The sequence below is a fragment of the Dactylosporangium sp. NPDC005572 genome (genome assembly GCF_040605515.1).
Classification (GTDB): domain Bacteria; phylum Actinomycetota; class Actinomycetes; order Mycobacteriales; family Micromonosporaceae; genus Dactylosporangium.
Genome location: NZ_JBEXCY010000039.1, coordinates 14,584 through 25,829, shown reverse-complemented (window position 1 = coordinate 25,829; position 11,246 = coordinate 14,584). Strand labels below are relative to the sequence as shown.

The window sequence follows — 11,246 nt, the reverse complement described above, 5'->3', positions numbered from 1 at the left end:
CCCATGGATGTCGACGCTGTCGTGGTTGGTGCCCGCTGCGCCGGGGCGACCCTGGCGACGCTGCTCGCGCGGGCCGGCCGGCGCGTGCTCCTGGTCGACCGGGACCCGTTGCCCAGCGACACCGTCTCCACCCACGTGCTGTTCCCGCACACGCTGCACCGCCTGGACGCCCTCGGTGTGCTGGCCCGGCTGCGCGCCGAGCACGACATCCCGGCGCTGCGGTACAGCTGGCGGGTCCTCGGCCACGAGGTCGCGGGCCGGTTCACCCCCGTCGGCGGCTTCGACCGCAACAGCTGCGTGCGCCGCAGCGTGCTCGACCGGGCCCTGCTCGACACCGCCGTGGCGGCCGGCGCGAACGTCCGGTCCGGCCGGTCGGTGCGCGACCTCATCGGCACCGGGACCGCCGCCGACCCGGTCCGCGGCGTCGTGCTGGACGACGGCGAGCCGGTGACCGCGCGGTGGGTCTTCGCCGCCGACGGCCGGACCTCCACGATCGCCCGGCGGCTCGGCCTGCGCAACGGGCGGCAGCTGCGCGGCGAGCAGTCGTTCCTGTTCGCGTACTGGCGCGGCCTGCCCGCCGCCGACGCGACCCGCATCGACGCCCACGAGTCGCTGATGCTCATGTCGACGCCCTGCGAGGACGACGTCCACCTGCTGTGCCTGGCCGGTGGCCCGCAGCTGACCCGGGGCACGCCCGCGCAGCGGGAACGGCGCTACGCCGAGGGCCTGCGCCGTTTCCCCGCGACGCTCAATCCCCGGCTGCTGGAGCACGCGGAGCGCATCTCGTCGCTGACCGTGGTACCGGAGACGATGCTGCGCGGCTACTTCCGCCAGGCCACCGGGCCCGGCTGGGCCCTGCTCGGCGACGCCGGTCACTTCAAGCACCCGGTGACCGCCCAGGGCATCGGTGACGCCGTCGAGCACGCGCACTACGTCGGCGAGGCGGTCACCACGCACGGCAGCCTCGCCGGGTACCAGCAGTGGCGCGACGACCGGGCCGGCGAGCACTACGAGTGGTCGTACCGCCTGGCCGGGGCCGGCGCCCCCACCAACGCCGAGGCGGTCTACGCGGGCCTGGCCGCCGACCCGGCCGCCGCCCAGCAGTGGCGCGACATCTTCACCACCCGGCTGCGCCCCTCCGACGTGCACACCCCCGAGCGCATGCACCGCTGGCGGGCCGCCTCGGCGTACCAGGACGGCCGGCGGCGGGTGAGCACCCTCGTCGCCGAGCTCGACGAGCGGCACCTGACCACGCCCGTGCCGTCCTGCCCTGCCTGGACCGTACGGGACCTGCTCGCCCACCTCGTCGGCGTCGCCGCCGACACCGCCTCCGGCGACGGGTTCTTCGCCGGAGCGGCCGCCGCCTGGCACCGGCCGGACCTGGCCGCCGCCCGGGAGCGCTGGACCGCCGGACAGGTCGACGCCCGCCGCTCGCACGACGTCGCCGCGCTGCTGCGGGAGTGGGACCGGCACGGCGGTGCCCTGGAGACCGCGCTGCGGCGCGGCGACGGGTTCACCGGCGGCGCCCCGGACTGGATGCTGAGCGCGCCCGCCGCCGACCTCGGCGTGCACCTGTTCGACCTGTACGAGGCGCTCGGCTGCCCCGGCGACGCCGACGCCCCGGTGGTCCGCCTGGCCGTCTGGGTGTACCGGCAGTGGCTCGGGCAGCGGCTGACCGCCATGGGGCTTCCGGCGCTGCGGCTCGACGACGGCCGGACCGCGGCCGTGCTCGGCGCCGGCGAACCGGCGATCAGCCTGCGGGGTGCGCCGCTGGAGCTGTTCCGGACCCTGAGCGGGCGGCGCACCGCGGCCCAGATCCGGGCCATGGACTGGGACGCCGACCCGTCCCCCTACCTCGACGTGATCTCCCCCTACCCGTTGCGCACCGAGGCCACGACCTAGCCCGGCTCGGCGTGATCACCCACCTGCGGGGCGGCTCCCACGAGCCGGCGGCGTAGCCGGCGAAGAGCGTCCTGAGAGCGGCGGCTGCGAGGCTGGCCGCGCTTGGGGACGACCAGCCGGGGGGATCGGGGCCGGCCGCGCTGCGGCCGGCCCCGCCGAGGCAGCGTTTCGTTCTCCGCACCCCAGCCACCGGAACGCCGGAGCGCCGCATGCTGGGCATGCGGCGCTCCGGTTTCTTGCCACGACTGAGTCAGCGGCTGCGGACGTTCTCCGCCTGGGGACCCTTCTGGCCCTGGGTCACCTCGTACTCAACCTTCTGGCCTTCCGTAAGCTCACGGTATCCACTACTGGCGATGGCGGAGTAGTGAACGAAGACGTCCGGGCCGCCGTCGTCCTGCTGGATGAAGCCGAAGCCCTTTTCGGAGTTGAACCACTTGACAGTACCGCTAGCCACACTTTCCTCCTGATAGCGAAGCCCGTTCGTCGCCAATTGTCGGCGATGAACTTCCGGCCCCCGCCGAACCTTACCTGCTGCCGACCTGAGCCGCGCTACCGGTACACGCCGCGCCTGCGCTGCGTGATTTACAGCCCGCCTCAGGACCCGATGATCCGGGCGACGGTCTGGTGGTGGTCGACGATGAAGTAGTCGTACCGATCCAGCCACTCCCCCACGCCGAACGCCGCCCGGACCGCGTCCGTCACCGTCCCCGGCGAGCACTGGGAGCGCGACCGCAGCGTCCGCCGCTCCTCCGGGGTCGCCTCACGGAGCCAGTTGCCGAAGTGGTCCTCGACGAACGTCCCCATCGAGGTGACGCTCATCTTGAACACCGGCCACGGCACGTCGTCGGGGACGGCCCGGCGCTCGACGATCGGCCACTCGCCGTCGGCGAGGCAGTCGTCGAAGGTGAGCGCCATGAGGAGCATGTCGGGCCCGTCGAAGATCACGACCAGGACCGCGTGGCCGGACTTCGCGACCACCTGCCCGAGAGCGGACCGCGATCCGTCGACCGGGACGCGGAACACGTCGCCCTCGGCGGCCCGGATCCACCGCCGGGCCGGGGGACGCTCCGGCGGCAGGTCGGCGTCGAGGTCGGCCTCCCGGTAGACCTCGTCGTACGGGTCGCCGTACCGCAGCCGCACCCGCGCCGGCCGGTAGGGCAGCTCGCGCAGCAGCCCCGAAACGGCGGCGTAGACCCGGTCGGCGTCCGGCCCGTACAGGAAGAGCGCGACCTCTCCCCCGCCGAACTCGTTGCCGCCGAACTCCCCCACCCCGTCGAGCGCCGCCGCGAGCCGCTCCTGCAACGCGTAGACCGCGGCCCGCTCGGACTCCGTGCCGTGGAAGTCGCTCAAGGTGTACCGGACGACGAGCCCGTCCCCGGTCACAGGTCCACCAACTCGACGGTGACGGACGCGACGTCGCCCGGGGCGAGGGACTCGGCCTTGCGGATGGCCCGCTTGATCGGCAGGACGTAGGCGCCCCGGGCACTGTCCGGGAAGATCGAGGTCGACCAGGTGCTGCCGCCGAGCGACACCCGCACCCGCAGCGAGCCGAACCCGCGGCGCAGCCCGCCCGCCCGGTCGCGGATCTCCTCCGAGGCCTCGACCGGCAGGCTCACGAACGTCCAGCTCTCGTCGCGCCGCGCATCCCACACCCACAGCTCGGCGTCGAACGCCACCTCCACGATGATGCCCCCCGGTGCATTCAGAACGGCCACCGACTCGATGAGGGAAATCATCGCAAACGCGCCGTCCGGCAGCGGTGGTGGCGGATCACGGGAGCGCGGGCGGGCCGCGACCGGGTGGACGGCAGGCTCGACACCATACGCAGCGCGCGATGGCCGCACAAGGCCCTTGACGGTACTCATCGTCATCGGTTTACTGTCAATCGTTAACGGTAAACGGGAGGTTTCAGAGTGGTCACGTCGAACCGGCCGACCCGGGCGCCGGCGCTGGGCGACCAGCTCGCTGAGGTCATGCGCGACCAGATCGTGCGGCGGGCGGTCCAGCCGGGAACGCATCTCGTCGAGGACGCGCTCGCCGCGCAGTACGACGTCAGCCGCGGTCCCGTGCGTGACGCGCTGCGGCAGCTGGAGTCGCAGGGCCTGGTCGAGTCGCGCCGGCGGGGGTACTTCGTCGTCGGGCTCAGCCAGCGCGACATCGAGGACCTCTACGAGCTGCGCGAGGCGATCGAGGTCGTGGCCGTGACCAGGGCGATCGAGGCGGCGACGCCGGAGCAGATGAAGGCCGGGCGGGACATCGTCAAGGCGATGATCGACGCGGCCGACCGCTCGAACGCCGCCGACTTCGCACGGGCCGACCTGCGCTTCCACGCGCTGCTGTACCAGATGGGCGGCAACCGGCGGCTGACCGGCGTGTGGGCCGACTACGAGCCGGTGTTCGCGAGCCTCATGCAGCTCACCGTCGAGGAGGACCGCGACCTGCACCCGTCGGCCAACGACCACGGCCTGCTACTGGACCTCATCGTCGCCGGCGAGCCCGGCCCGCTCGCCGCCGAGATGCGCGAGCACCTGCGCGGCGCCCGCGAGCGCATGGCCCACGCCATGGTCGAGGCCGGGCTGATCCACAGCAGGCGGGCGTCATGACGGCCGTCGCGACCGAGCCGCCACCGGTCGCCGACGCGCCCGCTCGGGCGACGAAACGACAAAAACGATTCAACCACCTGATCTGGTTCACCCTGCCGGCCCTCGCGTTCTACGGCTTCGCGGTCGTCGTGCCGACGATCAGGGGCGGCCAGCTCGCCTTCACCGACTGGGACGGGCTGTCCAGGACGTACGAGTACGTCGGCCTCGACAACTTCGAGCGCATCTTCACGTCGGAGAGCTCGCTCAACGCGGTCAAGATGACGCTCATCTTCGCGTTCGCGATCACGATCCTGCAGAACGGCGTCGGGCTGCTGCTCGCACTGGGCGTCAACAACGGTCTCAAGTCGCGCAACTTCCTGCGCGTCGTGCTCTTCTCGCCCGTCGTCATCACCCCGGTCGTCGTGGCGTACCTGTGGAAGTTCATGCTCACCCCGGACGGCGCCGTCGACAGCGGCCTCGGCGCGATCGGGCTCGGCGCGCTGCGCCAGAGCTGGCTCGGCGACCCGACCTGGGCCGCGGTCTCGGTCGTCATGGTCGTGGTGTGGCAGCACGCCGGCTACTCGATGGTGATCTACCTGGCCGGTCTCCAGTCGGTACCACAGGAGCTGCACGAGGCCGCCGCCGTCGACGGCGCCGGAGTGTGGCGGCGGTTCCGGTCGGTGACCTGGCCGCTGCTGGCGCCGGCCACGACGATCAACATCATGCTGACGATCATCGGCGGGCTGAAGATGTTCACCGAGGTGTTCGTCCTGACCGGCGGCGGCCCCGGCGGCGCGACGGAGACGCTGTCGACACTGCTGTACAAGTCGGCGTTCCAGTTCGACGAGTTCGGCTACGGCATCGCGCTGGCCCTCGTCCTCGCGGCCGCGGTCGCGGTGTTCTCGGTGACGCAGTACCGGCTCGCCGGTCGGAAGGGCGGCGAGTGATGTTCCGGTACACCAAGAAGACGTTCCTGCGCGAGGTCCTGCTGTTCCTCGTCGCCGTCGTGTTCGCCTTCCCGCTGTACATCCTGATCAACCTGTCGCTGCGCCGCGACGGCGACATCTCCTCGCCGCTGCTCCCGCCGGGCAGCCCGACCCTGGACAACTACGTCGCGGCGTGGCGGCAGGCCGGGCTGGCCCACGCGCTGCTCAACAGCGCGATCGTCACCGTCACCAGCGTGGCCCTCATCGTGGTCATCTCCGCGACGGCCGCCTACCCCCTCGCGCGGATCACGTCGCGGCTGTCGTCGGGGGTGTTCTGGCTGGTGATCGGCGGGATGCTGGTGCCGTTCCAGGTGGCGCTGATCCCGCTGTACCAGAGCATGCGCGACCTCGGCCTGCTCGGCTCGCTGTGGTCGCTGGTCATCTTCTACAGCGGCGCGCAGGTGCCGTTCTCCGTCTTCCTGTACACCGGCTTCCTGCGGGCACTGCCGCGGGAGTTCGAGGAGGCCGCCGCGATCGACGGCGCCGGCGCCCTGCGCACCTTCCGCAGCGTGGTCTTCCCGCTGCTGCGGCCCGTGACGGGGACAGTGGTGATCCTCAACGCCATCACGGTGTGGAACGACTTCCTGGTACCGCTGCTGTACCTCAGCGGCACGCCGCAGCAGACCGTCACCGTCGCGCTGTACGCGTTCGTGGGGCAGTTCGTCTCCGACTGGCCGATCGTGTTCGCCGGGCTCGTCATCAGCGTGCTGCCGGTGCTCGCCGTCTACTTCCTCATGCAGCGCCAGATCATCCGCGGCTTCGCCGGAGGGCTGAAGGGATGAGCGGGCTACGTCCGTACGCGCTGCGCACCGACGGGCAGCACGAGCCCCTCGGGATCGTGGCCGCGCCCGGCTTCACCTGGCGGCTGGACAGCGACCGCCGGGGTGCGCGCCAGCGCTCGTACCGCATCCGCGTGCGCCACCGCTCGGCGACCGTCTGGGACTCCGGCGACGTCGACGAGACGCTCACGGTCGGCGCGCGGTACGACGGGGCGCCGCTGGTGTCGTCCGCGGACTACGAGTGGGAGCTGGAGGTCACCGACGAGACCGGCGCCCGCACCACGGCCCGGTCGCGGTTCGGCACCGGCGTCGTGCACCCCGACGAGTGGCGGGCCGCCTGGATCGGCCGCAACCCGGTGTACCGCCAGGTCGCCACCCCGCCACAGGACACCGACATCAGCTACACGGTGAACAAGCTGCAGCCCGTGCGCCGCTTCGTCCACGAGTTCGACCTCCCCCAGGCGCCGGCGGCGGCCCGGGTGCACACCTCCGCCCAGGGCGTCTACCGCCTCTACGTCAACGGCGTGAAGGCGGGCCGCGACGAACTGGTCCCAGGCTGGACCGAGTACCGGCAGCGCATCACCTACCAGACCTACGACGTAACGGACCTGCTGCGCCCCGGCCGCAACACGGTCGCGGCCCTGCTCGGCGACGGCTGGTACACCGGCTTCATCGGCACCGACCGGCGCCACCAGGCCCAGCACTACGGCACCGAGCCGGCCCTGCTCGTCCAGCTCGTCGCCGACGGGGCGGACGGCTCCCGGCGCTCGGTCGTCAGCGGCGACGGATGGCGGGAGGCGCCGAGCGACATCCTCTACGCCGACCTGCTCATGGGCCAGTACGAGGACTCCCGCCGGGCCGACCCGGGCTGGCAGCTGCCCGGCCACGACCGGGACGAATGGTCGGACGCGGTCGTGGTCTCCCGGGACACCTCGCTGCTCGTCCCCGAGACCGACCCGGCGGTCCGCGCGACCCAGCGCGTTCCGGCCGTCCGGGTGACCGAACACGCCCCGCAACAGCACATCGTCGACTTCGGGCAGAACCTCGTCGGCCGGGTCGCGCTCACCCTGCGCGGCCAGCCCGCGGGCACCCGCGTGCAGCTCACCCACGCCGAGGTCCTCGACGAGCGCGGCGAGCTGTACACCGCGAACCTCCGCACGGCCGAACCGGTCGACGTGTTCTGGACCGACGGCTCGCCGGTGCAGGTCTTCGAGCCGCGCTTCACCCTGCACGGGTTCCGCTTCGCCGAGGTCGCCGGGCTGACCGGCGAACTGTCCGAGACGGACGTCGAGGCGGTCGTGCTGCACAACGACTTCGACCGCGACAGCGTCTTCGAGACGTCGAGCGCCGACCTCAACGCGCTCGCGTCGAACATCGCCTGGAGCCTGCGCGGCAACTTCGTGTCGATCCCGACCGACTGCCCGCAGCGCGACGAGCGCCTCGGCTGGCTCGCCGACGCCCAGGTCTTCGCCCCGACCGCGCTGCTGTTCGCCGACGTGGCCCCGCTGCTGCGGCGGTGGCTCGTCGACGTGCGCGGCGCCCAGACCGCCGGCGGCGCGTTCCCCGACATCGCACCGCAGCTCGTCCACCGGCGCGAGGGCGCACCCGCGTGGGGCGACGGCGGGGTGACGGTCCCGTGGCACGTCTACCGCGCGACCGGCGACCCGCAGGTGCTGCGCGAGGCGGCCGACTCGATGGTCCGCTGGGTGCGCCACGTCGAGCGCCACAACCCGGGCCTCGTCTGGCGCGAGCGGGTCGGCAACAACTACGGCGACTGGCTGCAACTGGGCGAGGAGACGCCGAAGGACCTCCTGGCGACGGCGTACTTCGCGCACAGCACCGACCTGACCGCCCGCACCCTGACCGTGCTCGGCCGCAGCGCGGAGGCGGCCGAGCTGACCGCACTGTTCGAGCGGATCCGGCACGTGTACCGCGAGGAGTTCGTCGGCGGCGACGGGCGCGTGCACGGCGACACCCAGGGCGCCTACCTGCTGACCCTGGCGTTCGGGCTGTGCGCGGAGGAGGAGCGGGAGCGAGTCGGCGCGCGGCTCGTCGAGGCGATCGAGCGGCGCGGGGTGTCACTCACCACCGGGTTCGTCACCGTCGGCCTGCTCTGCCCGGTCCTCACCGCGATCGGCCGCGCCGACCTGGCCTACGCGCTCGTCACCGACGACCGCTACCCGTCCTGGCTGTTCTCGATCCGCAACGGCGCGACGACGATCTGGGAGCGGTGGGACGGCTGGACGCCCGAGCGCGGCTTCCAGTCACCGCGGATGAACAGCTTCAACCACTACTCGCTCGGCGCCGTCGGCGAGTGGCTCTACACCGGCGTCCTGGGCATCACCCAGGCGCCGGACTCCGCCGGCTACCGGCACATCCGCCTCGCCCCGAACCTCGACCCGGCACTGGACCGGGCCGCAGGGGCGATCGAGACACCGCGGGGGCGCATCGAGAGCTCCTGGCGCCGCGACGGCGCCGAACTGGAGTGGACCGTGCGCATCCCGCCGGGGGAACCCGCCGAGGCCGTCCTTCCCGCGCCCTCGGACGCCATCAGGGAAGGAGGCGAGACCGCAACCCGTTCGGAAGGAATCTCTCTGCTGGCACAACAGCGGGAACACACCCTACTGCGAGTGGAACCCGGAAGTTACCGCTTCCGGATTCCGGCCGGAGTTCCCGCTGCGACGCCGACTCACTGAACCGCCCGGGGCACCCCGCCCCCTTCCTGACATCGGAGTATACCCAGCATGGACCACCGGAAAGCCGTCGCCGCCATCGCCGGCGCCGTCGGGCTGGCCCTCGCGTTGACCGCGTGCGGCGGGTCCGACCCGTCGCCGTCGGCCACCGAGAAGACCAACGCGCTGACCATCGCCACGACGTCGAACAACAAGGCGCCGATGGAGGCCGTGATCGCGGCCTACAAGGCGAAGACCGGCCTCGACGTCAACCTCACCGTCGCCGACACCGCGCAGTACCAGACCACGATCCGCACCCAGCTCTCGTCGGGCACCGCGCCCGACGTGTTCACCGTCTGGGCCGGCTCCGGCAACCCCGGCGCGATCGACATCCTCCAGAAGGCCGGCTACCTCGCCGACCTCTCGGACCGCTCCTGGGTCGGCAGCGTCGAGCCGGGCACCGCCGAGACGCTCAAGGTGAAGGGCAAGACCTACGGCCTGCCGTCGAAGCTCGACGCCGTCGGCACCATCTACAACGTCGCCACCCTCGAGGGCCTGGGCCTGAAGGTGCCGACCACCTACACCGAGCTGCTGCAGTACTGCAAGGACGTGAAGGCCAAGGGCAAGGTCGCGTTCGCCCTGGGCATCCAGACCGACTGGGTGACCCAGATGATCCCCTACGCGTTCGTCGCGTCGACCGTCTACGGCAAGACGCCCGACTTCGACGACCAGCTGGAGGCGAAGAAGGCGAAGTTCGCCGGATCGGGCTGGAAGGACGCGTTCGACAAGTACCTCGAGATGGACAAGGCCGGCTGCTTCAACGCCCAGCCGCTCGGCACCGACGTGAACGCCTCCTACAACCTCCTCAACACCGGCGCCGCCGTCGGCGTCGTGCAGGTCCTCGCGTCGTACCCGCAGATCGCGTCGACCGCCCCGGCCGGCACGAAGTTCGGCTTCTTCCCGCTGCCGGGCGGCGACTCCGGCAAGAACCCGATCCCGCGCGGCATCGGCGTGAGCTTCGCGGTCAACGAGCAGGCCAAGAACAAGGCCAACGCGTTCGACTTCGTCGACTGGCTGGCCTCCGCCGACGCCATCACCACCTGGTTCAAGGCGGCGCCGGGCATCCCCGCCATCAAGGGCGCGACGATCACCGCCACGCCGGTCGTGCAGGCGGCGGCCGACATCATCGCCTCCGGGGCCACCGCGCCGTTCCCCGACCAGAGCTGGCCCAACGCGAAGGTCCAGGCGGCCCACCTCAAGGGCATCCAGCAGATGTTCTCCGGCCAGGCAACGGCCGAGCAGGTACTGAAGTCCATGGACGAGGCGTACGGCGCCTAGCCGCCCGGCTCACACCTTCGACACCCGGGTGCGGATGCCCGCACCCGGCCGTCCTGCCCGCCCGTCACGCCCGACACCATCGCGAGAGACACATGCCCAAACTGTCCCATGAGGTCATCACCGCCGTCCCCGTGTCGTTCCAGGACGACGGTGCGCTGGACCTCGCCGGCACCCGCGCGATCCTGCAGTACGTCGCGGAGTCCGGCGTCCAAGGCGCACTCGTGCTCGGCACCACCGGCGAGTTCCCGGCGCTGTCGATCCCCGAACGCAACACCGTCGCGGCGCTCGCCGTCGAGGTCCTGCGCGACATCCGGGTGATCGTGCACGTCGGCGCGGCCAGCCTGTACGAGGTCGCGCAGCTCATCGCGGGCGCTCGGGCCGCCGGGGCCCGCGAGATCGCCATCCTGACCCCCTTCTACCTGCCCACCCCGCCGGCCGAGGTGTTCGCGTTCTTCCGGGACGCGAGCACCGAGGCCGACGGGCTCGACGTCTACGTCTATCTGTTCGAGGCACGCACGGGCGTGCGGGTGGACGAGGAGCTGCTGCGGCAGCTCGCCGGCCTCCCGAACGTCGTCGGGGTGAAGGTGAGCGGCGAGTCGCTCGACCGGATCGCCGAGTTCCGGGCCCACCTCCCCGCGGATTTCCGCATCTACACCGGCAGCGACCGCGAGTTCGCCGCGGCCGTCGCCGCCGGCGCCGACGGGGTCGTCTCGGGGGTGGCGTCCGCGTTCGCCAAGCCGTTCGTCGCGATGCGGACCGCGCTGCAGCACGCGGACACCGCCGCGGTGACCCGGCTGCAGGAGGACGTCGACGAGGCCGTCGCCGCGATCCTCGGCGAGCCGACGCGGATGCGCGCCGTGCACCGCATCGCCGGCCGGCCGGTCGGCCGGTCACGCATGCCGATCCCGGAGCCCGACCCGGAGGCGCTGCGGCGCCTCGCCCGCGCGTTGCCCCGCTTCCACTGAATACCTCGTACCGGCCCGGGCC

The 11,246-nt window shown here is 72.0% G+C and carries 10 protein-coding genes; 7 read left to right on the top strand and 3 right to left on the bottom strand.

From position 1 onward, the window contains the following. Positions 1-3: 3 nt before the first annotated feature. Positions 4-1,902 (top strand): FAD-dependent monooxygenase, encoded by a 1,899-nt coding sequence (locus ABZS66_RS20815; protein WP_354759964.1) that lies wholly within the window; start codon positions 4-6, stop codon positions 1,900-1,902. A 250-nt stretch (positions 1,903-2,152) separates the two neighbouring features. Here the strand turns inward: ABZS66_RS20815 and ABZS66_RS20810 are convergent, their stop codons facing one another. The 3 genes from ABZS66_RS20810 to ABZS66_RS20800 form a co-directional block, all read right to left on the bottom strand. After that, entirely contained in the window at positions 2,153-2,356 is a 204-nt protein-coding gene (locus ABZS66_RS20810; protein ID WP_354760032.1) for a cold-shock protein, read from the bottom strand. 140 nt (positions 2,357-2,496) lie between these two features. Continuing rightward, a complete protein-coding gene (locus ABZS66_RS20805) occupies positions 2,497-3,285 on the bottom strand; it encodes a hypothetical protein (RefSeq protein WP_354759962.1) in 789 nt (262 codons plus the stop codon). Further along, positions 3,282-3,584: a DUF1905 domain-containing protein gene (locus tag ABZS66_RS20800; RefSeq protein WP_190249747.1), complete on the bottom strand. Its 303-nt coding sequence runs from the start codon at positions 3,582-3,584 to the stop codon at positions 3,282-3,284. The genes ABZS66_RS20805 and ABZS66_RS20800 overlap by 4 nt, the downstream gene beginning before the upstream one ends. Before the next feature lie 231 nt (positions 3,585-3,815). On the opposite strand from ABZS66_RS20800, the gene ABZS66_RS20795 reads away from it, so the two are divergent. The 6 genes from ABZS66_RS20795 (at position 3,816) to ABZS66_RS20770 (ending at position 11,224) form a co-directional block, all read left to right on the top strand. Beyond that, a complete protein-coding gene (locus ABZS66_RS20795) occupies positions 3,816-4,505 on the top strand; it encodes a GntR family transcriptional regulator (RefSeq protein WP_354759960.1) in 690 nt (229 codons plus the stop codon). After that, a complete protein-coding gene (locus ABZS66_RS20790) occupies positions 4,502-5,431 on the top strand; it encodes a sugar ABC transporter permease (RefSeq protein WP_354759958.1) in 930 nt (309 codons plus the stop codon). The genes ABZS66_RS20795 and ABZS66_RS20790 overlap by 4 nt, the downstream gene beginning before the upstream one ends. Then, a complete protein-coding gene (locus tag ABZS66_RS20785; protein WP_354759956.1) occupies positions 5,431-6,252 on the top strand; it encodes a carbohydrate ABC transporter permease in 822 nt (273 codons plus the stop codon). The genes ABZS66_RS20790 and ABZS66_RS20785 overlap by 1 nt, the downstream gene beginning before the upstream one ends. Further along, positions 6,249-8,945 (top strand): family 78 glycoside hydrolase catalytic domain, encoded by a 2,697-nt coding sequence (locus ABZS66_RS20780; RefSeq protein ID WP_354759954.1) that lies wholly within the window; start codon positions 6,249-6,251, stop codon positions 8,943-8,945. Before ABZS66_RS20785 ends, ABZS66_RS20780 begins: the two co-directional genes overlap by 4 nt. A gap of 48 nt (positions 8,946-8,993) precedes the next feature. Continuing rightward, on the top strand, positions 8,994-10,259 hold the full coding sequence (locus ABZS66_RS20775; protein ID WP_354759952.1) for an extracellular solute-binding protein: 1,266 nt from the start codon (positions 8,994-8,996) through the stop codon (positions 10,257-10,259). A gap of 92 nt (positions 10,260-10,351) precedes the next feature. Further along, complete coding sequence (locus ABZS66_RS20770) at positions 10,352-11,224, top strand: dihydrodipicolinate synthase family protein (protein WP_354759951.1); 873 nt, start codon at positions 10,352-10,354, stop codon at positions 11,222-11,224. The last annotated feature ends 22 nt before the right edge of the window (positions 11,225-11,246 follow it).